The organism is Arthrobacter sp. CJ23, assembly GCF_024741795.1.
GTDB lineage: Bacteria > Actinomycetota > Actinomycetes > Actinomycetales > Micrococcaceae > Arthrobacter.
This window is the reverse complement of record NZ_CP102950.1, coordinates 4199136-4220697: the sequence shown is the minus strand read 5'-3', so window position 1 is coordinate 4220697 and position 21562 is coordinate 4199136. Positions and strand designations below refer to the sequence as shown.

The 21562-nt window shown below is 67.4% G+C and carries 23 protein-coding genes, 1 tRNA gene and 1 riboswitch; of the genes, 10 read left to right on the top strand and 14 right to left on the bottom strand.

Translation table 11 applies throughout. The features are described from left to right. Positions 1–128: 128 nt before the first annotated feature. The 3 genes from NVV90_RS19060 to NVV90_RS19050 form a co-directional block, all read right to left on the bottom strand. Positions 129–866, bottom strand: a complete 738-nt coding sequence (locus NVV90_RS19060; RefSeq protein WP_258438805.1) for a VOC family protein — start codon at positions 864–866, stop codon at positions 129–131. Between the two features lie 44 nt (positions 867–910). Continuing rightward, complete coding sequence (panD, locus tag NVV90_RS19055) at positions 911–1369, bottom strand: aspartate 1-decarboxylase (RefSeq protein ID WP_258438804.1); 459 nt, start codon at positions 1367–1369, stop codon at positions 911–913. 66 nt (positions 1370–1435) lie between these two features. After that, positions 1436–1765, bottom strand: a complete 330-nt coding sequence (locus tag NVV90_RS19050; protein ID WP_258438803.1) for a hypothetical protein — start codon at positions 1763–1765, stop codon at positions 1436–1438. A 100-nt stretch (positions 1766–1865) separates the two neighbouring features. Here NVV90_RS19050 and NVV90_RS19045 point away from each other — a divergent pair, with 100 nt between their 5' ends. Further along, the gene (locus NVV90_RS19045; protein WP_258438802.1) at positions 1866–2459 is read left to right on the top strand and encodes a TetR/AcrR family transcriptional regulator; all 594 of its coding nucleotides are present in this window, start codon (positions 1866–1868) and stop codon (positions 2457–2459) included. Between the two features lie 49 nt (positions 2460–2508). Here NVV90_RS19045 and NVV90_RS19040 read toward each other — a convergent pair whose 3' ends face one another. Then, positions 2509–3363 carry a LysR substrate-binding domain-containing protein gene (locus NVV90_RS19040; RefSeq protein ID WP_258438801.1) on the bottom strand — a complete coding sequence of 285 codons (855 nt, stop codon included), beginning with the start codon at positions 3361–3363 and terminating at the stop codon, positions 2509–2511. A 145-nt stretch (positions 3364–3508) separates the two neighbouring features. Here NVV90_RS19040 and NVV90_RS19035 point away from each other — a divergent pair, with 145 nt between their 5' ends. Continuing rightward, positions 3509–4912: an MFS transporter gene (locus NVV90_RS19035; protein WP_258438800.1), complete on the top strand. Its 1404-nt coding sequence runs from the start codon at positions 3509–3511 to the stop codon at positions 4910–4912. A gap of 24 nt (positions 4913–4936) precedes the next feature. Here NVV90_RS19035 and NVV90_RS19030 read toward each other — a convergent pair whose 3' ends face one another. The 4 genes from NVV90_RS19030 to NVV90_RS19015 all read right to left on the bottom strand — a co-directional run bounded on the left by NVV90_RS19030 (position 4937) and on the right by NVV90_RS19015 (position 6985). Next, on the bottom strand, positions 4937–6091 hold the full coding sequence (locus NVV90_RS19030) for a N(5)-(carboxyethyl)ornithine synthase (RefSeq protein ID WP_258438799.1): 1155 nt from the start codon (positions 6089–6091) through the stop codon (positions 4937–4939). Continuing rightward, positions 6088–6222 carry a hypothetical protein gene (locus NVV90_RS19025; RefSeq protein ID WP_258438798.1) on the bottom strand — a complete coding sequence of 45 codons (135 nt, stop codon included), beginning with the start codon at positions 6220–6222 and terminating at the stop codon, positions 6088–6090. Before NVV90_RS19025 ends, NVV90_RS19030 begins: the two co-directional genes overlap by 4 nt. 77 nt (positions 6223–6299) lie before the next feature. Further along, positions 6300–6764, bottom strand: a complete 465-nt coding sequence (locus tag NVV90_RS19020) for a nuclear transport factor 2 family protein (RefSeq protein WP_258438797.1) — start codon at positions 6762–6764, stop codon at positions 6300–6302. Between the two features lie 147 nt (positions 6765–6911). Beyond that, positions 6912–6985: transfer RNA gene (locus NVV90_RS19015), tRNA-Gly, on the bottom strand. 237 nt (positions 6986–7222) lie between these two features. Between NVV90_RS19015 and NVV90_RS19010 the strand changes: the two genes are divergently transcribed. Continuing rightward, positions 7223–7669 (top strand): SRPBCC family protein, encoded by a 447-nt coding sequence (locus NVV90_RS19010; protein WP_258438796.1) that lies wholly within the window; start codon positions 7223–7225, stop codon positions 7667–7669. Positions 7670–7733: 64 nt separating this feature from the next. On the opposite strand, the gene NVV90_RS19005 is transcribed toward NVV90_RS19010, so the two are convergent. Next, on the bottom strand, positions 7734–9479 hold the full coding sequence (locus NVV90_RS19005) for a CAP domain-containing protein (protein ID WP_258438795.1): 1746 nt from the start codon (positions 9477–9479) through the stop codon (positions 7734–7736). Positions 9480–9593: 114 nt separating this feature from the next. Here NVV90_RS19005 and dcd point away from each other — a divergent pair, with 114 nt between their 5' ends. Next, positions 9594–10169, top strand: coding sequence for a dCTP deaminase (gene dcd, locus NVV90_RS19000; RefSeq protein WP_258438794.1), 576 nt, complete (start codon positions 9594–9596; stop codon positions 10167–10169). A 47-nt stretch (positions 10170–10216) separates the two neighbouring features. Here the strand turns inward: dcd and NVV90_RS18995 are convergent, their stop codons facing one another. The 3 genes from NVV90_RS18995 to NVV90_RS18985 are packed head-to-tail and all read right to left on the bottom strand — an operon-like array spanning position 10217 to position 13329. Next, complete coding sequence (locus tag NVV90_RS18995) at positions 10217–11416, bottom strand: cation:proton antiporter (RefSeq protein ID WP_258438793.1); 1200 nt, start codon at positions 11414–11416, stop codon at positions 10217–10219. A gap of 5 nt (positions 11417–11421) precedes the next feature. After that, positions 11422–11904, bottom strand: coding sequence for a cation:proton antiporter regulatory subunit (locus NVV90_RS18990; protein ID WP_258438792.1), 483 nt, complete (start codon positions 11902–11904; stop codon positions 11422–11424). A gap of 21 nt (positions 11905–11925) precedes the next feature. Next, on the bottom strand, positions 11926–13329 hold the full coding sequence (locus NVV90_RS18985) for an MFS transporter (protein ID WP_258438791.1): 1404 nt from the start codon (positions 13327–13329) through the stop codon (positions 11926–11928). A 202-nt stretch (positions 13330–13531) separates the two neighbouring features. Here NVV90_RS18985 and NVV90_RS18980 point away from each other — a divergent pair, with 202 nt between their 5' ends. Genes NVV90_RS18980 through mnhG form a run of 6 tightly spaced genes read left to right on the top strand, consistent with a single transcriptional unit; the run spans position 13532 to position 20011 of the window. Further along, on the top strand, positions 13532–16594 hold the full coding sequence (locus tag NVV90_RS18980; RefSeq protein WP_258438789.1) for a Na+/H+ antiporter subunit A: 3063 nt from the start codon (positions 13532–13534) through the stop codon (positions 16592–16594). Continuing rightward, a complete protein-coding gene (locus NVV90_RS18975) occupies positions 16591–17124 on the top strand; it encodes a Na(+)/H(+) antiporter subunit C (RefSeq protein WP_258438788.1) in 534 nt (177 codons plus the stop codon). Before NVV90_RS18980 ends, NVV90_RS18975 begins: the two co-directional genes overlap by 4 nt. Next, positions 17121–18761: a Na+/H+ antiporter subunit D gene (locus NVV90_RS18970; protein ID WP_258438787.1), complete on the top strand. Its 1641-nt coding sequence runs from the start codon at positions 17121–17123 to the stop codon at positions 18759–18761. The genes NVV90_RS18975 and NVV90_RS18970 overlap by 4 nt, the downstream gene beginning before the upstream one ends. Continuing rightward, positions 18758–19324: a Na+/H+ antiporter subunit E gene (locus tag NVV90_RS18965; protein WP_258438786.1), complete on the top strand. Its 567-nt coding sequence runs from the start codon at positions 18758–18760 to the stop codon at positions 19322–19324. The genes NVV90_RS18970 and NVV90_RS18965 overlap by 4 nt, the downstream gene beginning before the upstream one ends. Beyond that, the gene (locus NVV90_RS18960; protein WP_258438785.1) at positions 19321–19599 is read left to right on the top strand and encodes a monovalent cation/H+ antiporter complex subunit F; all 279 of its coding nucleotides are present in this window, start codon (positions 19321–19323) and stop codon (positions 19597–19599) included. The genes NVV90_RS18965 and NVV90_RS18960 overlap by 4 nt, the downstream gene beginning before the upstream one ends. Beyond that, positions 19589–20011: a monovalent cation/H(+) antiporter subunit G gene (mnhG, locus tag NVV90_RS18955; protein ID WP_258438784.1), complete on the top strand. Its 423-nt coding sequence runs from the start codon at positions 19589–19591 to the stop codon at positions 20009–20011. Before NVV90_RS18960 ends, mnhG begins: the two co-directional genes overlap by 11 nt. A gap of 10 nt (positions 20012–20021) precedes the next feature. Here the strand turns inward: mnhG and NVV90_RS18950 are convergent, their stop codons facing one another. Next, positions 20022–20282 carry a DUF4235 domain-containing protein gene (locus tag NVV90_RS18950; RefSeq protein ID WP_258438783.1) on the bottom strand — a complete coding sequence of 87 codons (261 nt, stop codon included), beginning with the start codon at positions 20280–20282 and terminating at the stop codon, positions 20022–20024. Positions 20283–20449: 167 nt separating this feature from the next. Further along, positions 20450–21193, bottom strand: coding sequence for an NUDIX domain-containing protein (locus NVV90_RS18945; protein WP_258438782.1), 744 nt, complete (start codon positions 21191–21193; stop codon positions 20450–20452). A 201-nt stretch (positions 21194–21394) separates the two neighbouring features. Then, positions 21395–21531, top strand: a riboswitch (TPP riboswitch). Positions 21532–21562 lie beyond the last annotated feature (31 nt).

The window sequence follows — 21562 nt, the reverse complement described above, 5'->3', positions numbered from 1 at the left end:
CAGTCCCAGCCTAAATCAGCTTTATTGCCCGGAGGGCCCGACGGCGGGATGTTTCGTCATGTGGACAGCGCCAGCCGGGCGCGGGGCCCGGTAGCCCGCGGGGGCGCCGAAACCCGCGGGGTGCTGCGTCAGCCCGGGGTGAGGACGCAGAACTCATTGCCCTCCGGGTCGGCGAGGCACGCCCATGGCACTTCGCCCTGGCCGACGTCGGCGTCGGTGGCGCCCAGGGCCTTCAGCCGGTCCACCTCTGCCGCTTGATCGTCGCCGGGATACGGCATCAGGTCGAGATGGACACGGTTCCAGACGGTCTCGATGCCGGAGGTGCGAAGCAATTCCAGGTACGGCCCCACACCCTTGGCCGAACGCAGCCTCGCATGATCGTCGTTCACCTCGTGCAGGGTCCAGTCCGTGGCCTCGCCCCAGAACCGGGCCATGGCCCGCGGATCCGCGCAGTTGACCACCACGGTGGCGATCGGCCCGGTGTCCCGGTAGATCTCCCGCGGCTCCAGCACACAGAACACATTGCCCTCCGGGTCGGCCAGGACCGTCCACGGCACATCGCCCTGGCCCACATCTGCGGGCGTTGCACCGAGTTCCAAGAGGCGCGCCACGAGCTCCGCATAGTGGGCCGCAGAACTGGTGGCGAGATCGAGGTGCGCGCGGTACTTGACCGCCTCAGGGTCCGGGACGGTGACCACATCGACGCAGAGGGCGGAGGGGTCCGGCCAGGTGAAGCCCACGGGCTCCACATTGGTCACGCCGGGTCCCTCGCTGGAAACACCCCAGCCGAGCGCCTCCGCCCAAAACCGGCCGAGCGCGGAGTCATCCCGAGCCTTGAAATTCACCTGAACAAGTCGCAGTGCCATACCGCAAGACACTATCCCAGGTAACCCGATACGGGAGGCAGGCCCTAGCTCAGGACGGAGCTGTTGATGGCGTGGCTGTTGATGGCGTGGCTGTTGACGGCGTGCGGCGGGCGCATGAGGCCGGGCGTGTGGGTCTCGGCGGGATCGCTGCCCAGCTGCGTGATCTTGTTGTCCTTGCCCACGTGGACCACCCTGGGACGGTAGGCCAGGGCCTCTTCCGTGGTCATCTCGGCGTAGGTGATCAGGATGACGACGTCGCCCACGTGCACCAGATGGGCCGCGGCACCGTTGATGCCGATGACGCCCGAACCGCGCTCGCCGGCGATGGTGTACGTCTCCAGGCGTGCGCCGTTGGTGACGTCCACAATGGAGACGAGCTCGCCCGGGAGGATGTCTGCAGCGTCCAGAAGGTCCAGGTCAACGGTGACGGAGCCGACGTAGTGCAGGTCGGCATGCGTGACCGTGGCGCGGTGGATCTTGGACTTGAACATTGTGCGGTTCATAATGCGATCAGTTTAGCGCGGGAACCAAAGGGGCGCTGTGACGCAATCTACAGCGCCCCGGTGGGCTCAGGCCTTGGCGCGGGCGGCCTTCATGGCACGGGATTTCCGCAGCCGGCCGTATCCGGCGAACAGCCGGGGCACCACGAAATAGACGGCCAGGGGCACTACCAACAGCGTCAGGACCAGCGCCCGCAGCACGGGATGCCAGGACTCCGTGAGCGGGCCGAGGGCAGTCATGCCGATGGCGACCAGGGGGAAGATGGCCAGCCAGGTGATCAGTGCGCGGACATGCACCGACGGTGCGGGCGCTTGTGCGGGTGCCGGTGCGGCCGCCGGTGCGGAGGGTGCAGCCGGAACGGAACCGGCCGCCGTCGGGAGGGTGCTCTGCGTGCTCATGGAAATCTCCAACCAACTAGTTGTCTTTGGGGCTGGGTTCAGCGTAGTGCCCCTCCGGACAATCTGCAACCACCTGGTTGGAATCTGTTAAGCTTGGTCCATGGCCTGGGATACTGAACGCACCAAACGCCTCCTCCTGGAGGCTGCTACCGCAGAGTTCTGCCAGTTTGGCCTGGCCGGCGCCCGCGTGGACCGCATAGCGGCCGGGGCGGGTGTCAACAAGGAGCGCATCTACCAGTACTTCGGGAAGAAGGACCTGCTCTTCGATGCCGTAATTGCCTCCCAGCTGAACATGGTCATGGACGAGGTGCCCATCGAGGGTGAAGGCGTGGACGCCGTCGCCGGTTATGCCGGACGCCTGTTCGACCACCACCGCGCGGACGCCACTCTGCCCCGGCTGCTGTTCTGGGAGGGCCTGGAGCGTGGCGATTACGTGGTGGACCGTTCCTGCCGCGCCGCAAACTGCGCCAGCAAGGTGGACCGCATCATGGCCGCCCTCCCCGGTATTGCCCGTGGGGACGCGGCGGACCTCCTCCTGACGATCATCAGCCTGTGCGACGCCTGGGCGGTCCTGCCCGAACTCGGTGGACTTGTCGCCGGTGCGGCACCCGACCGCGCGGAGCGGCGCAGGGCCGACATTGTGAGGACGGTAAGCCTCGCCGCGCAAGCGCTGCTGCCGGAACCGGCCCGCTGACGCGAGGCCCCGCCGTCGCCCGCTGATGCAGGCGAGCCGACGCCGCGCCTCAGGCCTGCTTGTTCAGCGTCCTGCCCATGATCGCCTGCGTCAGAGCGTCAATGACCTCCGCGTTGGCCAGCGGGTTGCGGATCAGGGTGAAGTCGACGTCGCCCACGGCCGGCAGTTCGAAGCGACGGGTGATGACCTTCAGGTCCTCGGGAACCAGCGACGCCGGCATGACCGCGACGCCGATGCCCGCCCGGACGGCGGCCAGGACCCCGCTGATCTGCTTGGTGCTGCATGTGATGCGCCAGGTCCGGCCCGCGGCCTCCAGGGCGTCGATGGCCAGCTTGCGGCTCAGGCTTGGCGCGGGATAGGCAATGAGGGGCACCGGCGCGCCCGGCTCCAGCACCGTCTGCTCCAGCCCCACCCAGGCGAAGGAATCGTGCCGGACTACCGTGCCCTCCTTGGCGCCGGCCACCCACTTCACGAACACCAGGTCCAGCTGCCCCGCATTAAGCCGCTTGTAGAGCTGGTCGCTCTGGCCCACAGTCAGTTCAAGGTTGATCTGGGGGTAGATCTGCCGGAATTCACGCAGGATCCGCGGCAGGCCGGTGATGGCGAGGTCATCGGCCGTGCCGAAGCGCAGCCGGCCCCGCATGGCCGAACCGGAGAAGTAGCGCGCCGCGGAATCATGCGCGGCCAGGATGCTGCGGGCGAAGCCGGCCATGGCGTCCCCGTTGTCCGTCAGCCGGACGTCGCGGGTGTCCCGGGCCACGAGGATCCGCTTGGCCGCTGCTTCGAGCTTGCGGACATGCTGGCTCACGGTGGGCTGCGCAAGGCCGAGGCGCTCCGCGGCCTTGGTGAAGCTCAGGGTCTCGGCAACCGCCAGGAACGAGCGGAGCTGCACGGGTTCGAACACGGTACTCCTTGGGGCCGCCGCCGTTGGACGCCAGGGCCATATTGCGTTTCGCAATGCTAGTTATAGGCACGATACGCTTCCATAATTGGTCGAGGCAACCATAGCGTTAAAGGCATTCCACCGAAACTCGATCTGAGGACTCCCTTTGGCACCCCCACCGCCTACCGCGGCAACCGTCAACCAGCCCGTCATCGATTCTTTCGCCGCTGCCGCCCAGGCACCGGACACCGTCACCCAGCCGATCGCCGTCGTGAGCGAACGCCTGCCCTGGCGGCACACCTTCATCTCCCTCAAGGTCCACAACTTCCGCATCTTCGCGATCGGCCACTTCGTCGCCGTCATTGCCCTGTGGATGCAGCGCATCGCCCAGGACTGGCTGGTGCTCCAGCTCTCAGGTTCCGTCACCGCAGTCGGGATCACCGTGGCGCTGCAGTTTATGCCGTCGCTGTTCCTGGGCCCCTGGGGCGGGATGCTCGCGGACCGCTTTGCCAAGCGCAAGATCCTGATCCTGTGCCAGTCGGCGGCGGCGCTGCTTGCGGCGGCCCTCGCGGTGCTCGCGCTGAGCCAGCGGATCGAAGTGTGGCACGTGTACGCGATCGCCCTGGCCCTGGGCCTGGTCACCTTGGTGGACCAGCCCGCGCGGCAGGTCTTCGTCAACGAGCTCGTGGGCCCGCAGTACATGCGCAACGCCATCAGCGTGAACTCCACCACCTTCCAGCTGGGCGGCCTGATCGGCCCGGCACTGGCGGGCGTGCTCCTCACGGCCGTGGGCGCCGGCTGGGCCTTCGCCGCCAACGCCGTGGCCTGCTGCTCCACTGTCACCATGCTGCTCCTCCTGCGCAAGGAGGATCTGTTCATCAGCACGCCGGCGCCGCGCCGCAAGGGGATGCTGCGCGAGGGCTTCCGCTACGCCCTGGCCAAGCCCACTATCTACTGGCCGTGGCTCATGGCCGGATTCGTGGCGGTTTTCGCCATGAGCCTGCCGGTGCTGCTGGCCGCCTTCGCGGACCACGTGTACGACGCCGGTGCCGGCGGCTACGGCCTGCTCAACGCCATGGTCGCCCTGGGTGCGCTGGCCGGGGCCATCGCCTCCGCCCGGCGCCGGAACCTCCAGTTGCGCTCGGTGGTCCTCGGTGCCGGCATGTACGGGCTGATGCTGTGCCTGTCCGCCCTGGCGCCGTCCATGGTGTGGTTCTCGGCGGCCATGGTGCTCTCCGGGTTCTGGTGCCTGATGTTCCTCACCGCGGCGAACCAGATGGTGCAGACCAGCTCCAACATGAGCATCCGCGGCAGGGTCATGAGCCTCTACCTGGTGGTGCTGATCGGCGGACAGGCGATCGGCGGGCCCATGATGGGCTGGCTCGCCGAACACCTGAACCCGCACCTGGCGATCTTCATCTCCGGCGGAGTTCCGGCCCTCGCTGCCCTGACGGTCGGCGTCGTGCTGGCCCGCCGCGGCGAGTTGACGCTCAAGCTGAAGTTCACGCAGCGGAGCCGCTTCCCGCGGAAGGTCCTGAGCCTGTCCGTCTACCCCAAGGTTCAAAGCTAGGAAACGCGGCCAGGCCCCGGGGGCCTAGGCCACAAGGTGCGGGTACTCCGCCGCCCGGCGCTGGAACTCCAGCACATCCGGGTTGCGGATGACGCCGTCGCGGATCTCTATGGCGCGGGAGATCGTCTCGTTCGAATCCCAGGCCTCGGGCCCCGAAATGACGGTCTCCAGGAACGGGAGGACCGCCTCGCTGATTTCCCAGCTGGACGAATTCCACAGGTACGAGGGGCTGTGGTCCACCGCGTAGTAGTTGATGTGGTCGCCCATGGTGAACATGGGCTCGGCGAAGCTGGTGTTGCGTGCCCAGCTGAAGCCCATGCCTTCATCGCAGGAGACGTCCACAATCAGGCTGCCCGGCTGGAACGCGGCCAGGTCCTCGGTCCGCAGGTACGTCAGCGGCGAGTTCGGATCCTGCAGGGTGCAGTTGACCACGATGTCGCTGGCAGCCAGGAACGGGGCGAGCGGCAGGCGCCCGCGTTCCGTGATGACCTCACTGAGGTACGGGGCGTTCTGGTCGTGGTCGAACTGCACGATCCGCACCGAGTGGATGGGGGAGCCGACGGCCGCGACTCCGCGGTTCGTCAGCACCTGGACATCGTGGATGCCGTGGGCGTTCAGCGCCGTGACGGCGCCGCGCGCCGTGGCTCCGAAACCGATGACTACGGCGCTCAGCCGCCTGCCGTAGTCGCCCGTGGATCCCGTGAGGGACAGTGCATGCAGGACAGAGCAGTAGCCCGCGAGTTCATTGTTCTTGTGGAAAACGTGCAGGCCGAAGCCGCCATCGCTGGCCCAGTGGTTCATTGCCTCGAAGGCAATCAAGGTCAGCTTCTTGTCGATGGCCAGTTGAGTGATGGCCTGGTCCTGGACGCAGTGCGGCCAGCCCCAGAGAACCTGCCCGTCGCGCAGCTCGGCAAGGTCCTCCGGCTGCGGCTTGGGCAGCAGGATCACCTCGGATTCGGCGATCAGTTGCTTACGGCTGGCCAGTCCGCCCACGAGCGGCTCCAGCTGGCTGTCGGAAAAACCGAAGCGCTCGCCGTAGCCGTGCTCGATCCGGATCTGCTGGCGCAGTTCCGGATCGATGCGCTCCAGGTGCAGAGGGTGGATGGGAACCCGGCGCTCGTCCGGTTTCCTCGAGGTGGCCAGGACCCCCAGGGTCAGCCTGCCTCTATGGCCACTCACTTTTTAGTGCCCGTTGCCGGTTTGGCGGCGGCGACTGCGGAGGTCTCTGCAGCTCTCTTGTCCGCGCGCTTTTCTTTGATGGATTTGCCGGATTTCTTCGATGCAGCTTGGCGCGGTGATTTGTCGGCCATGATCGCTCCCTTAGAGCGGAGCCGAAATGGCTCCTGGCTCCTGACGATACACCCCGTCTGCCCGGCCGGGTGTACAGCTAGGTGACCGGCTGGGCGGCAGGCCGGCCGTGCGTGACGCGGTGGGTGACGCGATCGGCGGCGTCCTCGACGCTTTCCAGGGACCGTTCCACGGGCTCGAGGTAGAAGCGGGCGTTGCTGATGATGCCCTCCTCCACCCGGAACACGATCACTCCGGTCACATCATGGGCCGTGCCGTCGCGGCGCACGCCGGACAGGTGGAGCTCGGCCCAGACATGGTCGCCCGACACGCTGTGGGCCAGCATGCGTGCGGTGATGTTCGGGACCCCGGTAAACAGCTGTTCCCAGTTGCTGCGGACCGTCTCTCGGCCCGTGAATCCGCGCAGGGGATGCGCCGGCGTCTCGTTGACATAGCCCGGCGCGAAGCACCCGGCCAGCCCCTCAAGATCGTGTTTGTTGGTGGCTTCCAGCAGGCGGTTGATGGCGGCCAGCGGGCCCGCCTCAACGTCGTCGGTGAGCGTCATCGCAAGGACCTCCCGGATAGGTGGACGTGTACCTCTGAGTGTAGGCTCCGGGGGCTTCGGGGTCACGGCCTTTGCGTCGACGGGCCCATCGACGGGGCAGTGAAGCAACAAAGAAGCACCCGGGCCAGGGACCCGGGTGCTTCTGCGTGGAGCGGGCGACGGGAATCGAACCCGCGTATCGAGCTTGGGAAGCTAGCGCTCTACCATTGAGCTACGCCCGCACTGCCCCGGATTTCGCCGGAGCGAGTCTAGCTTAGCGCAGTTGCGGGAGCTCGCGGACCAGGCTCACCGGCGGGCCCCGGACACGGCAGGATTGCGGTGGCGCGGAGGGCGTAACTCTTCGGTAAAGGCTCGGCCCGGCTGTGCCGATGGGGGCCGGCGCTGGCTATTCTGAAATTGTTAGCTGCACGTGTGGGGACCCGGCTACGTTCATTAGCCGTACGCGAAAAGAGGGTCCCATGGCATTCGCCGAATATGAAGTGGTCATCAGCAGGGATGCCATGACGGTGTACGGGTTCCTCGTCGACGGCCTGAACAACCCGCTCTGGCGCACCGGCGTCCGCAGCATTTCGCTCAGTTCAGGGGCTCCCGGCGAGAAGGGCGCGCTATACCAGCAGACCCTGGCAGGACCCGGCGGCAGGCCCATCGCGGCCGATTTTGAAATCACCGAGGCGAGGCCCGGTGCGGAGGTCCGCTTCGCCGTCGTGGCCGGCCCCGCCAGGCCCACCGGCGGCTACTACCTCAGCACCGAAGGCTCCTCCACGCGCCTGCGCTTCGCCCTGGAATACAACCCCAAGGGGCTGCAGAAGCTCATGAACGGCCTGATCCAGAAGACCATGGAAGGCGAAGTCGCGCAGCTTGAGCGCTTGAAGGCCGTGATCGAGGCCGAGCCGGCCGGTCTGTAAGGCCCGACGGCGGCATGTCGCCGCCGGGGCCGGCGCACCTCCAACTGCCGGAGCCTCAGGCGCGCTACTGCGCGAGCTTCCGCCCGGTCCATCCGGTGGCGACCGTCACCGGCGTCGTGAGTCCCCCGGTCCCCAGGTCCCAGTACTCAACCACACCGTTGGCGTCCAGCCCGGCGATGGCCGTGGAATTGAGGCCCTTGGCGCCACGCAGGGCACGCAGCCCTGTGTAGTCCGTCCAGCCGATGCCCACCACGGGCCTGACTTCCGAGCGTGGAGCAGGGGTGCCGATGCCGCGGTAGAGGCGCAGTTTTCCGTCGCCGCCCACGGCGAGCAGGTCCTCGAAGCCGTCGGCGTTGTAATCCACCATGCTGAGCCTGACGGCGGACACACCGCTGCCGACCTCCGTACGCCGGACAATCGGGACCATTCCGGCGTTGTTGTAAAGCCAGAGCTTGCCGGCCGAGTCCGTGGCCAGGATCTGGGGCAGGCGGTTGTTGGCGCACCATGTACCCACGGTCATTGTCATGGCCTGCCAGCCGCCGCTGCCGAGGGTGAGCGGGGCCTTGAAGCCGCCGGCCTGGATCCCGGGGCTAAGCACCAGGGATCCGTCCAGCTTCTGGGCCAGGATGTCGAAGACGCCGTCTCGGTTCCAGTCCGTCACGAAGACTTCCTTGGTGCCGCCGAAGCCCGTGCCCACGGTCCGGGCGGGGCCGAACTGGCCGTTGCCCAGTGACGGGAAGTCCAGCAACGCACCGGCGGAGTCCACGGCAACCAGGTCGCCGGAGCCGCGGATGGCCGCCGAGCTGAGGTCGAGGGTAGGGGGCTGGTGCTTGGCGATGGGATCGCACACGCTGGGCGCGGGCGGCGTCGGCGGAGTCACGGCGCCGCCCGGAGCATCGGTGGTGCCCGCCGGCAGCGTGGTGTAGCCGAAGAAGTTGACCACGCCCCACATGGTGTAGCGGTTGGGGGTGGTCTGCCAGTTACCGTCGGTGTACGTGATGCCGGCGCCCATGACGTTGAAACGGGGGTCCTTCAGCATGGCGTCGTGGCCGGGGGAGCTCTTCCACCACTCCACCAACTGCGCAGCGTCCCGGTCCCAGCGGACGGCGATGACCTCGCCGGCGCCGTTGTTTGGGTTGAGCGCACGGGGGTCGGTCCAGAAACTCGCCCGGTGCTCGATCACCTCACGCGTGGCAATGTTGTCCGACCAATCCTGCGCCAGGCTGGCCACCGTGGCGTGGTACTTCACCGGCGCCAGGCCCAGGGATGCTCGGTAGTTGTTGATCGCGTTGAAGACCGTGCGGATCGCTGCAGTGTTGTCGTCCGGGACCAGCCCCATGGTCGCGGCCCCGCCCACGCCGGTGCCTTCCGTGCTTTCGCGCTGGAGCTCCGGGGTCGGGGCAGTTTCCGGAGCGGGCGCCGCGGGGAGCGGGGCGGGTCCGTAAAGCGGCCCGATGGTCGCCACGGGCGGTGGGCCGTCAGCAACGGCTGGCCCGGTTTCGGTGACGTCGGGCCCGACGGCGGTGCCGGCGTCGGGGGTTGTCACCGCACCCGCTGCCGGGGTGCTCTGCTGCGGGGTGCCTTGCTGGAGTGTGCCCTGCTGGGCGGCGGGGGCCGTGCCCTTCGGTGCAGTGCCCGCCGGGGAGGGGGCCGTCGTCGCCGGCTGCTCGCTTCTGGCGGCCGGCTGCTCAGCCGTGGCTGATGCGCCGCGTGCAGCGGCAGCGGAGCCGCCGGACGTGATGGCATTCCCGGAAGCCGGCACGGCGAAACTGAGGACGCAAGCCAATATGAAGACCGCAGGCGCCGCCATTCTCCGCACAATTACCCCAGAATCGTTGTTTTGCCCCACAGGCAGTGGCCATATCAATCGGGACAATACTCCCACGGGGCGGCTGGGGACAGTGCATACGGTATTTTTGGATCTGTGCTGATCTCTGACCGCGACATACGTGCCGAAATAGACTCCCGACGGATAGTTCTTGAGCCGTACGATCCTGCGATGGTTCAGCCGTCCTCTGTGGACGTGCGCCTTGACCGGTTCTTCCGGCTGTTCGACAACCACAAGTACGCCCACATCGACCCGGCCGAGGAACAGCCCGAGCTGACCCGCCTGGTGGAGGTCGAAGGGGACGAAGCATTCATCCTGCACCCGGGGGAGTTCGTGCTTGGGTCCACCTACGAGACCGTCAGCCTCCCGGACGACGTCGCGGCCCGCCTTGAGGGCAAGTCCTCGCTGGGCCGGCTGGGCCTCCTGACCCACTCCACCGCCGGCTTCATCGACCCCGGTTTCTCAGGCCACGTGACCCTGGAACTCTCCAACGTGGCCACGCTGCCCATCAAGCTGTGGCCCGGCATGAAGATCGGCCAGCTCTGCTTCTTCCGCCTGAGCTCCTCGGCGGAACACCCCTACGGCACTGGCGAGTACGGCAACCGCTACCAGGGCCAGCGCGGCCCCACCGCGAGCCGCAGCCACCAGAACTTCCACCGGACGGCGATCTAAGGGTTCTTTCCTGGGGCGCTCATCGAAAGAGCCGCCTTGGGGAATCCCTAGACCGCCGCGGCAGCTTCCTTCGCTTTGGGCGTGCGCGGGGGCTTGCGGAACGCCTTGACGACGGGTTCCACGAAGCGTGCCGCGAGCGGGCCAAGGATAGCCATGATGAGAACGTAGGCGGTGGCCAGGGCGGCGAGCTCCCGGGGGACTGCGCCGGAGGTCACCGCAAGGCCCGCGATGACGATCGAGAATTCGCCGCGTGCGATGAGTGCGGCGCCGGCGCGGAAGCGGCCTGGCACCGCGATTCCGGCGCGCTTGGCCGCCCAGATGCCGGTCATCATCTTGGTCGCTGCAGTGACGACGGCGAGCACCAGCGCCCAGCCCAGCACCGGCGGAATGGAGCTCGGAACCGTGTTGAGGCCGAAGACCACGAAGAAGAGCGCGGCAAAGAGATCGCGCAGCGGTTCAAGGATCCGGGTGGCGTTGTGGGCCGTGGCGCCGGAAATGGCGATGCCTAGCATGAAGGCGCCCACAGCCGCGGAGACCTGCATCGCCGAAGCGAGGCCGGCCACCAGGAGAGCAGCGCCCAGCACATTCAGCAGGAAGACCTCGGAGTTCTCGCTGTGCACGGCCTGCGAGACGCGGTGGCCGTGCTTGAGCGCGACAACCAGGACCACGGTGACCACGGCCAATGCAATCCCCACGGTCTGCAGCCCGCCGAGGAAGCCCACGCCGGCCAGGATGGCAGTAAGGATCGGCAGGTAAATGGCCATGGCCAGGTCCTCGAACACCAGGATCGAGAGCACCACCGGCGTTTCGCGGTTGCCGATCCGGCCGAGGTCCGTGATCACCTTGGCGGCGATTCCGGAGGACGAGATATAGGTGACGCCGCCCAGGACGATCGCCCCCACGAGTCCCCAGCCCAGCAGCAGGGCTATGCCGGCCCCCGGGATGAAATTCAGGACAAGGTCCATCACCCCGGCCTGCCAGGACCGGCGCAGCCCGGTGACAAGCTCCGAGGCCGTATATTCCAATCCGAGCATAAGCAGGAGGAGGATGACGCCGATCTCGCCCGAAACATGGGCGAATTCGTGCATGCCGTCAAGCTTGACGAGTCCGCCCGCGCCGAAGGCCAAGCCGCCTAACAAATACAACGGAATGGGTGACATTCCGATCCTGCCCGCCAACCGCGCCAGGAGACCGAGGCAGAAGACGACGGCCCCCAGTTCGATGAGGGTTAGTGCGAGCGGGTCCATCGCCGTCAGCCGTTGCGCAGGATGTCGGCTGCTGAATCAAGACCTTCCTGGGTGCCAACAGCCACGAGCAGATCACCAAGGTGCAGAATGACGTCCGGTGCCGGAGACGGGACCACCTCGCCCTCCCGCATGATGGCAACGATCGAGACACCGCTGCGCGTGCGGATCTGGGCCTTGCCCATGGCCTGGTTGACGAACGGGGAATCAGCGGTGATGGAGAACTGCCGGGTCACGATGCCCGGGATTTCCCTGTGAGCCTCGGCAAGGCGCATGGCAATGTGCTGGCCGCCCAGCAGGTTGCCCAAAGTGGCAGCTTCATCGGCCGTCAAGGGGATGGAAGCCTGGCAGGTGTCCGGATCGTCCCACGTGGAGACGAACAGCTCCGCGTCACCTTCCCTGTTCTCCACAACACCGATGCGGCGGCCTGAAGCAGTGATGAAGTCCTTGCGGACGCCAAGGCCCGGGAGTTCAGTTTCATCCACGTTCATAAGTCCACCCTAACGCTGTTCTCAGTGCTGCGGTACGACCGCTATTTGGGTCTTGCCCGGCGGCTTGACGGGCAGCATCACGAGCAGGCCGGTCAGGAGAACCACCATGATTCCAAGGATGCCCCAGCGCTGTGCTTCGCCCTGTGCCACAAGAGGTGTGGCCACCGCGATGCAGAGGGTGAAGAGTGCCGGCGCCAGGAAACTCACGGCCCGGCCAGTGGTGGCGTACAGGCCAAAGAGTTCACCGGATTCGCCGTCGGGGGCCAAGCGGGCCAGATAGGCCCTGGAGGATGACTGGGCCGGTCCCACGAACAAGCACAGAAGCAGGCCGAACACCCAGAACGTGGTGGAGCCGGCCCACGCGTTTCCGAAGAAGGTGTAGTTTCCGTTGCCCAGGACGAGGATCGAAGTACCTGCCACGAGCAGCCCGACGAGCGAGCCGACGATGACGGCCTTGGGGCCGATCCTGTCATCGAGGAAGCCGCCGATCACCGCCCCGACGGCAGCCACCACGTTCCCGAAGATGGCGAAGAAGATGACCTCCTTGAGCTCGAAACCGAACGTGCCGGCCGCAATCACACCCCCGAAAGTGAAGACGGCAGCCAGCCCGTCCCGGAAGATCGCACTGGCCAGCAGGAAGAAGATGGTGTGCGGGCTGGTGCGGTAGATGGCCATGACGCGGCGGAACAGCAGCCCGTAGGAGGCGATGAATCCCAGCCGGGCCCCGTCCATCTTCACGGACAGCTCCGGCACGGCGAACAGCACCGGCAGCGCGAAGATGAAGAACCACAGGGCGGAGAACACGGCCACGAGACGGATGTTCAGACCGTCCTGCGTGGCGGCTCCGAACCATTCGAAGCTCGGCTGGACAAACAGCTGAAGGACCGCCAGCAGGGCGACGATGCCGCCGAGGTAGCCCATGCCCCAGCCGAAGCCGCTGACCTTGCCGATGTTCTTGGGCGTGGAGATCTGGGCCAGCATGGCGTTGTAGTTCACGCCCGCGAACTCGAAGAACACGTTGCCCAGGGCGATCAGGGACACCCCCAGGAGCAGGAACTCCGGCTTGGGGAAAACGAAGAAGCACAGGGCCGTCAGGACCGCGACGGCTGCCGTGTTGACGCCCAGCCACAGCTTGCGCCGCCCGCCGGCGTCGGACCGCTGCCCGGTAACAGGGGCCAGGAGCGCGATGGCGATGCCTGCAATCGACAGGGCCCCGCCGAGGGCCGCCGAGGCGGCATCCTCCCCGCCGAACGCGCTGGACGTGAGGTAGACCGTGAAGACGAAGGTGGTCATGACGGCGTTGAACGCCGCCGAGCCCCAGTCCCAGGCCGCCCAGGCCAGGATCTGTCCCTTGTTGGAGAAGGCCGGCCCGGAGGCGAGCTCGGAGGCCGGAGGGGATGCTTGGGGAACTGCAGCCGCGTTCATAGCCTGAATGCTATCCGGCCCCGGCAGGCTCCGCCGGGAGCCCCTCCCGTATGTGGACAATTGTTGGCGTCTCCCCGGCCGCCCCTCGCCGGCCCCGGCCAAGAACTGTCACAGGCCCTTGCTAAACTGGACCCACTGAACCCAACGTATGGCCGCCTGCTCCAACTTTTGACAACTTTTCCTGACTTTTGCGGAGACAACAGTGATCCCAGTTCTCGCCATGACCTTTGTAGCGGCAACTGTAGCGCCCTTGATCTTCCGAAAACTTGGCAGGAATGCGTTCTTTGTCCTGGCGGCCGTCCCCGCAGCGGCCTTCGTGTGGCTGCTACTGCGGCATCAGGCCATATATTCCGACGGCGGCATGCATGCCGTGACGGAAATCCTCCCGTGGATCCCGGACCTCAAGCTTGAGTTCGCCTTCCGGATGGACGCGCTGGCCTGGGTCATGTCGACCCTGATCCTGGGCGTTGGTTCCCTGGTCCTGGTCTATTGCGCCCGGTACTTCAAGAACAAAGACCCCGACCTCGGCGGCTTCGGTGCCCAGCTCCTGGCCTTTGCCGGAGCCATGTTCGGCCTTGTGACGGCAGATGACCTCCTGATGATGTTCATTTTCTGGGAGCTCACCACCGTTCTGTCCTATTTGCTGATCGGCTACGCCCGCACCCGCCTGGCCGCGCGCCGATCGGCCCTGCAGGCCCTCATCGTGACCACCGCCGGCGGCCTGGCGATGCTGGTCGGCCTCATCATCCTGGGGCAGGCCGCAGGCACGTACCGCATCTCGGCGATCCTGGAGCAAGCCGCTTCCCTCACCGCCGGTCCGGCACAAGGAGCGGTGGCGGCCGCCGTCGTACTCATCCTGGTGGGCGCGGTCACGAAATCGGCCCTGGTCCCCTTCCACTTCTGGCTCCCCGGCGCCATGGCGGCCCCCACCCCCGTGAGCGCGTACCTGCATGCGGCGGCGATGGTGAAGGCCGGCATCTACATCGTGGCGCGGCTGGCCCCTGGCTTCTCCACTACGGAATTCTGGCTGCCGCTGGTCCTGGGGCTTGGCCTGGCGACCATGCTGGTGGGCGGTTACCGCGCCCTGCGGCAGACCGACATCAAGCTCATCCTGGCCTACGGCACCGTCAGCCAGCTCGGCTTCCTGACAATGGTGCTGGGCCTCGGCCGGCCCGATGCCGCCCTCGCCGGGCTCGCCCTCCTGCTCGCGCACGGCCTGTTCAAGGCAGCCCTGTTCCTGGTGGTGGGCATCATCGACCACCAGTCGGGCACACGCGATATCCGCAAGCTCTCGGGCGTGTACCGGTCCTCGCGGGCGCTGGGCATCGTGGCCGGGATCGCCGCCGCGTCCATGGCAGGGATCCCAGCGCTGGCCGGCTTTGTGGCGAAGGAATCCGTGTTCGAAGCGTTCGTGCACTTCGGCACCGGCAAGGACGCCCACCCCTGGGGCTTGGCGGTGCTCGTGGGCCTTGTCCTGGGCTCCATCCTGACCTTTGCGTACAGCGCCCGCTTCATGTGGGGTGCCTTCGCCACCAAGCCCGGCGTCGAACGCACGCCCTTCAAGGCGATCAAGCCGGCGTTCCTGGCCGCGCCCGCCGTCCTGAGCGTGCTCACCATCGTGTACGGGCTGTGGCCGGCTCCCGTGGACGGCTGGATCCAGCCGTATGCGGCCCTGTTCGCGCCCGACGCCGGAACCTCCGACGCCGGGGCAGGGCACCTCGCGCTGTGGCACGGCTTCACCCCCGCGCTGGGCCTCACCGCCATTGCGCTGGCCGCCGGCGCCGCCATGTTCTACGGCCGGAACGTCGTCTCGCGGGCCCAAGGCCTGGTGCCGGACTGGATCGACGGCGACCGTGCCTACCAGCGAACCATCGGCGCCCTGGACGACATCGCCGTTTGGGTCACCGGGCGCACCCAGCGCGGTTCGCTGTACTTCTACCTCACGGTCATCCTGACCGTGGCCTTCGCGGTGCCGCTCACGGTGCTGATCGTGGCCAACAAGCCGCTGCCCGGCGGTCTCTACTTCATCGACCCGAATTCGCCGCTCCAGCTGATCGCGGCTGCCGGCATCGTGGCGGGGGCACTCGCCGCGGTCCGCGCCAACAAACGCTTCCTGGCCGTGCTCATGGTGTCCGTGACCGGCTACGGCATCGCGCTCATGTTCGCGCTGCAGGGCGCCCCGGACCTCGCGCTAACCCAGATGCTGGTGGAAACGATCGTGCTGGTGGCCTTCGTCCTCGCGATGCGCAGCCTGCCCGCCGAACTGCGCGACCGAACCGGCGGACGGCTGCGGGTGGTCCGGGTGATCATCGGCGCCGCCTTCGGCATCACCATGATCTTCGTGGCCATCTACGCCATGGGGGCCCGCGTGGCCGCCCCGGTATCGCTCGACTTCCCCAAGCTGGCCTACGAAGGCGGCGGAGGGCTCAACGTGGTCAACGTGACGCTGGTGGACATCCGGGCCTGGGACACCTTCGGCGAAATCTCCGTCCTGGTTATCGCGGCCACCGGCGTCGCCAGCCTGATCTTCGTCCGCGGCCGCGGCGAGCGCCTGCGCCCCGCCGCCACGGTGCCCGCCGGCAGCGTGGGGCGCCGCACCGGCGTCGAGCGTGACTCCCGCGACGGCGCCGCGCTGGCCCTCGCGAAGAAGTTCGCCGACGTCGGCCGGGATGCCTGGCTGCTGGGAGGCAGGACGCTGGCCCCGGAGCGCCGCTCGATCATCTTCGAAGTGGTCACCCGGCTGATCTTCCACTCGATGGTCATCTTCTCGGTCTACCTGCTGCTCGCCGGCCACAACCTGCCCGGCGGCGGCTTCGCGGGAGGCCTGACGGCCGGACTCGCGCTGACCATCCGCTACCTGGCCGGCGGCCGCTTCGAACTCAGCGAGGCCGCCACCGTGAGTGCCGGAACGCTGCTCGGGACTGGGCTCGCGACGGCGGCCGCGTCCGGCTTTGTGCCGCTGCTGCTGGGCGGGCAGGTGTTCCAGAGCGCCATCATCGAGGTCTGGCTGCCGGTGTTCGGCGACATCAAGTTCGTCACGTCCACCATCTTCGATATCGGCGTGTACATCGTGGTGGTGGGGCTGGCCCTGGATGTGCTGCGCAGCCTCGGCGCGGAGATCGACGAACACTTTGAGGAAAAGGCTGCTCCTGCCGGCGGGGCAGCCCACGCCGAGGCCGTTGCCGCGGGGAACGTCGCGTCGGCGGGCGCCGGCTTTACCGGCGAGGCAGAGGCTGCCACGGCGTCCGGAAAGGGAACCACATGAGCGTCAACCTGACCCTGCTGATCGTCATGGGCACCCTGTATGCGTGCGGGATCTACCTGATCCTGGAACGCAGCCTCACCCGGGTGCTCCTGGGCCTCATGTTGCTGGCCAACGCAACCAACCTGCTGATCCTGAGCACCGGCGGATATGCCGGCCTGGCGCCCTTTTTCAACAAGGACACGGAGCCCGGCGCCTACAACGATCCCCTTCCCCAGGCGCTGATCCTGACGTCGATCGTGATTTCCTTCGCCGTCACCGCGTTCATGCTCGGCATCATCTACCGCACCTGGGCCCTGGCCCGCCAGGACGAGATCCAGGACGACATGGAAGACCGCCGCGTGGCCAAGACCCCCAGCTTCGACGCCGAGGACGACGCCTTTGTGCCCCTGGAGACCTCGGAGTTCGCGCTGACGGCTGCAGGGCCTGACGGGCTCATCGGCCCCGACGACGCCGGCGGGCCGGGCGTAACCGGCGCCGGCGCCGGCACGGACTCCCCGGCAAGCGATCCTAAAGAAAGAGGCACCGCGTGAACCTCGCCAATCTGGCACCGCTCGCCGTCGTCCTCCCCATCCTGGGCGCCGCACTGACCTTCCTGCTGATCCGGCACTCGGCAGCCCAGCGGGCCGTCAGCATCGGCCTGCTGTCCGCGACCCTGCTGCTCGAATGCATCCTGCTGGCGTCCGTCTGGGACGGCGGCACCACGTCCGTCACGATCGGCGGCTGGATGCCGCCGTGGGGCGTGGTGATGGTGGTGGACCAGTTCTCTTCGCTCATGCTTGTGGTCTCGTCCGTGGTGAGCCTGGCGGTGCTCGTCTACGCCACGGGGCAGGGCATGGCCGACGGCGACCAGGAAGCGCCCGTCTCGATCTTCCACCCCACCTACATGATCCTGGTGGCCGGGGTGTCCAACGCCTTCCTCACCGGCGACCTCTTCAACCTGTATGTGGGCTTCGAGATCCTGCTGACGGCAAGCTACGTGCTCATGACGCTCGGCGGGACGGGGCCGCGCATCCGCGCCGGCGTCACCTACGTGGTGGTGTCCGTGGTCTCCTCGGTGCTGTTCCTGATCGCGATTGCCATGATCTACGGGGCCACCGGAACCATCACCATGGCCGATCTTGCGATCAAACTGGCCGAACTGGACCAGGGCACGCAGAACCTGCTCCATGTCATGCTGCTGGTGGCCTTCGGAATCAAGGCGGCCGTGTTCCCGCTGTCCTTCTGGCTGCCGGACTCCTACCCGACTGCCCCCGCCCCGGTCACCGCCGTGTTCGCCGGCCTCCTGACCAAGGTGGGCGTTTACGCCATGGTCCGGACCGAGACGCTCCTGTTCCCCGGAGACACCCTGAACGTGCCATTGATGGTGGTGGCGCTGCTGACCATGGTGGTGGGCATCCTGGGCGCGCTGGCGCAGAGCGACATCAAACGCCTGCTCTCCTTCACCCTGGTCAGCCATATCGGCTACATGGTGTTCGGCCTGGCGATGTCGTCCGCCGCAGGGCTGGGCGCCGCCGTGTTCTACGTGGCCCACCACATCACCGTGCAGACCAGCCTGTTCCTGGTGGCGGGCCTGATCGAACGCCGTGGAGGCAGTTCCTCCATGGACCGGCTGGGCGGGCTGGCCAAGCTCTCACCGCTGTTGGCGCTGCTCTTCTTCATCCCGGCCATGAACCTCGCCGGCATCCCGCCTTTCTCAGGCTTCCTCGGCAAGCTCGGCCTCCTGCAGGCCGGCGTGGAGCTGGGCACGCCGCTGGCCCTGGTGCTGGTGGTGGGCGGCGTGGTCACCAGCCTGCTCACCCTCCTGGCCATCGCCCGTGTGTGGAACCGTGCCTTCTGGCGCAAGCCCGAGGACGCCGAGTACCCGGACCCCGTGCTGCTGACCCCCGTTCCGGCGGGCCGCGGGACTGTGGGGCTGTTGCCGCGGAGCATGGTGGGAGCGACGGCGGCCCTGGTGGCCTTTGGTGTTGCGCTTACCGTCTTCGCCGGGCCGCTTTTCAAAGTGGCAGGCCACTCCGGAGAAGTCATGCTGGACCGTTCCGCGTATATCCACTCCGTCCTCGGCGACGGCGCCGTGGTGCCGCCGCTGCCCGGGCAGGGTTCGCAGGCGGCCCAGCCGGGTAATGCCGCACAGCCGGACACTGCCGCGCAGCCGGGGGGTGGCAAATGAGCCGGAAACCTATTTCGTTCAAGACCGAGCTGCCCCTGCTGGTCTGGCTCGTGATTGTCTGGGGTGCCCTGTGGCAGGACTTCAGCCCCGGCAACCTGTTGTTCGGAGCCCTGATCGCCATCCTGGTGGCCAAGCTCTTCTACCTGCCGCCCGTGGAATTGAGCGGGCGTTTCAACATCCTGCGCGCCATCCCGTTTGCACTGGGGTTCCTCGCCAAGGTGGCAGCCGCGAGCTACCAGGTCATGTACCTGGCCGTGCTGTCCGGCCCCAAGGTGCGCAACGCCGTCGTCGCCGTCCCTCTGCGGAGCCATTCGGATCTCATGGTGACGGCCACCGGACACGTCATCTCGCTGATCCCGGGCTCGCTGGTGGTGGAAGTGGACCGCTCCACCTCCACCCTCTACATCCACGCCCTCAACGTCACCACACCGGCCGACATCGCCCGGATCCGCCGCGAGGTCCAGGACATCGAGGCCGGACTGATCCGCATCATGGGCACGCGCGCGGAACTCGACGCACTCAGGGCCGAAGACCGGCCCGCCACGGAAGGAGCAGCGCTGTGAAGGACATCGTTCTCATCGTCACGGCCGTGATCCTCAGCTTCGCCGCCGCCGGCGCGATCATCCGCATCGCCGTCGGGCCGTCCCTGCTGGACCGCGTGCTCGCCTCGGACGTGCTGCTGGCCATCCTGGGCGCCGCGCTCGCGATCGACATGGCCGTGAACCGGCACCTCAACAACCTCATGCTGCTGGTGGCGCTCACGGTGATCGGCTTCATCGGCTCGGTGACCGTGGCCCGCTTCGTGGCCGACCGGAGGGAACAGCCCAATGACTCCTGATGCTTCGGGCGCGGACGCCGTGATCGACGCCGTCACCGCCGTCTTCCTTGTGGTGGGGGCGCTCATGTCCCTCGCCGCGGCCGTGGGCCTGCTGCGTTTCCCGGACCTCATGAGCCGCATGCACGCCGCCACCAAGCCGCAGGTGCTGGGCCTGTTCCTGCTGCTGGCCGCCATCGGGCTGCAGATGCGGACCTGGTGGGTGTGGCCCGTGCTGGTGGTGGCCTGGATCTTCCAGTTGCTGACCGTTCCCGTGTCCGCGCACATGGTGGGCCGCTCGGGCTACCGTACCAAGCACGGCCACCGGGAACTGCTCACCGCCGACGAGCTGGAGGCTGTGATCCAGAAGGCCGCGGGGGAGCGGGCAGACCAAAAGGCCGCCGGGCGCGAAACGGCCGGCAGGGCTTCGGACTGACAGAAGCTGGCTAGACGATGTCCTGGGTCTTGGCGAATCGGGCGATGGCGCGCTGGGTGCCGCGGCTGGCCAGGACCTGGATGAGGGTGCTGACGGTGCCCGAAATGAGCGCGAAAACGAGGGCCGAACGCAGGCTGGTTTCCATGTCGTCGTGGCCCTTGGGCGGCTTCTTGCCGGTGGACTTTTCCCAGGCCGCGTTGACGAGTTTGCTGCCGACGATTCCCGCGCCGATGCTCACTCCGGTGCCAAGAAGCTTGAAGAAGAGGTTCATGACCCCCAGCCTAGCGCCTGGCACCTCGCCGGATGCGGCTGCGGGGCGGGCGGGGCGATGCACCAGGGAAGCCACGTGGGCCGTCCGAGCGTGCTCACCGTCGACATTCCTCCAAGCGGCGGAATCGTCGTGAGCGGCGGAGCAGCGGAGATCACCGCCCCGGCGGCTTAGCGGCGGTTCGTGCGGCCCTTCAGGAAAGCCGCCATGGCACCTGCGGCGGGATGTACCGGGACGATCGGGTGCTCGGCGGACCAGACGGCCTCCACGCCCCCCAGCGCGCCTACCTCCTTGAGCAGGAACAAGGTGGGCGGCATGAGTTTCAGTCTCCCGGCCTCTTCGGCGGCCAGGATGTCGCGGACCGGCATCCAGAGCGACGACGACGCCTCCGTGGTCTGGTGCCGCGGCTCGGCTCCCGGCGCGGGACGGGCCACGTAGAAGTAGGTGTCGAAGCGCTTGGGCATGTCCGGCGGGGTGACCCAGTTGGCCCACGGGCGAAGGTCCGCGGCGTCAAGCCGGAGCCCGGCCTCCTCGAACACTTCGCGTTGCGCTGCGGCCAGTACCATTCCGGCGTCGGCGCGGGCCTGTGCGGAGCCTGCGCCGGCCCCGATCGAAGCCAGCTTCCAGTCCTGGGCGTGGGCATCCAGCAGCCCGTCCGGGTACTCCCGGCCGGCCTTGTCCGCGGCGTCCACGCGTCCGCCGGGGAACACCACCATTCCGGCGGCGAAGTCCATGGTGGCCACACGGTGCTGGACGAAGGTTTCGAGGCCGCCCGGGGCATCACGCAGGAGGATGACGCTCGCGGCGAGCCTCGGTTCGGGCACGGTGCTGCCGGGGGCGGGACGTTCTGGCGCCGTCCTTCCAGGCACTGGGTTCCGGGGCGTGACGCCGTTGCTTCCGTCTGTGCTGGTCATGGGGCCCCTTCGCTGCGGCAGTTCTGCTGGATCATTCTCTCAGGCTTGCCCTTGCCCCCGCGCCAGGACGGGCCGCACTTGAGTCAGGGCCCGGATGATCCAGCAGAATCGCACCCACCTCGTCCCGCCCCCAATATGACCCTCCCCAAAAGCCCGGAACTGCCCCGAGGTGTAAACTGGAGAACGCCCATCAGGGCAGATTTATCACGACAGGGGAGCGCCGCCGTCGGGCACTGCAGGGATGCAGCCGGTGGAAGGGCGCTGAGAGTGCGGACAGCCGCAGACCCTCGAACCTGATCCGGTTAGTACCGGCGTAAGGGAGTCGAGTTCTCAGAGTGTCCGGATCCGCGGGCGGCACAGGCCGTCCGG

What these genes read in the sequence shown, in the direction of transcription:
- NVV90_RS19025 (WP_258438798.1), bottom strand. Translation starts at nt 6,222, where the DNA reads ATGGCCGACAAATCACCGCGCCAAGCTGCATCGAAGAAATCCGGCAAA.
- NVV90_RS19020 (WP_258438797.1), bottom strand. Translation starts at nt 6,764, where the DNA reads ATGACGCTCACCGACGACGTTGAGGCGGGCCCGCTGGCCGCCATCAAC.
- NVV90_RS18985 (WP_258438791.1), bottom strand. Translation starts at nt 13,329, where the DNA reads ATGAACGCGGCTGCAGTTCCCCAAGCATCCCCTCCGGCCTCCGAGCTC.
- mnhG (WP_258438784.1), top strand. Translation starts at nt 19,589, where the DNA reads ATGACTCCTGATGCTTCGGGCGCGGACGCCGTGATCGACGCCGTCACC.
- NVV90_RS18965 (WP_258438786.1), top strand. Translation starts at nt 18,758, where the DNA reads ATGAGCCGGAAACCTATTTCGTTCAAGACCGAGCTGCCCCTGCTGGTC.
- NVV90_RS19010 (WP_258438796.1), top strand. Translation starts at nt 7,223, where the DNA reads ATGGCATTCGCCGAATATGAAGTGGTCATCAGCAGGGATGCCATGACG.
- NVV90_RS18975 (WP_258438788.1), top strand. Translation starts at nt 16,591, where the DNA reads ATGAGCGTCAACCTGACCCTGCTGATCGTCATGGGCACCCTGTATGCG.
- NVV90_RS18950 (WP_258438783.1), bottom strand. Translation starts at nt 20,282, where the DNA reads ATGAACCTCTTCTTCAAGCTTCTTGGCACCGGAGTGAGCATCGGCGCG.
- NVV90_RS19045 (WP_258438802.1), top strand. Translation starts at nt 1,866, where the DNA reads ATGGCCTGGGATACTGAACGCACCAAACGCCTCCTCCTGGAGGCTGCT.
- NVV90_RS19005 (WP_258438795.1), bottom strand. Translation starts at nt 9,479, where the DNA reads ATGGCGGCGCCTGCGGTCTTCATATTGGCTTGCGTCCTCAGTTTCGCC.
- NVV90_RS18945 (WP_258438782.1), bottom strand. Translation starts at nt 21,193, where the DNA reads ATGACCAGCACAGACGGAAGCAACGGCGTCACGCCCCGGAACCCAGTG.
- NVV90_RS19050 (WP_258438803.1), bottom strand. Translation starts at nt 1,765, where the DNA reads ATGAGCACGCAGAGCACCCTCCCGACGGCGGCCGGTTCCGTTCCGGCT.
- NVV90_RS18995 (WP_258438793.1), bottom strand. Translation starts at nt 11,416, where the DNA reads ATGGACCCGCTCGCACTAACCCTCATCGAACTGGGGGCCGTCGTCTTC.
- NVV90_RS18990 (WP_258438792.1), bottom strand. Translation starts at nt 11,904, where the DNA reads ATGAACGTGGATGAAACTGAACTCCCGGGCCTTGGCGTCCGCAAGGAC.
- NVV90_RS19060 (WP_258438805.1), bottom strand. Translation starts at nt 866, where the DNA reads ATGGCACTGCGACTTGTTCAGGTGAATTTCAAGGCTCGGGATGACTCC.
- panD (WP_258438804.1), bottom strand. Translation starts at nt 1,369, where the DNA reads ATGAACCGCACAATGTTCAAGTCCAAGATCCACCGCGCCACGGTCACG.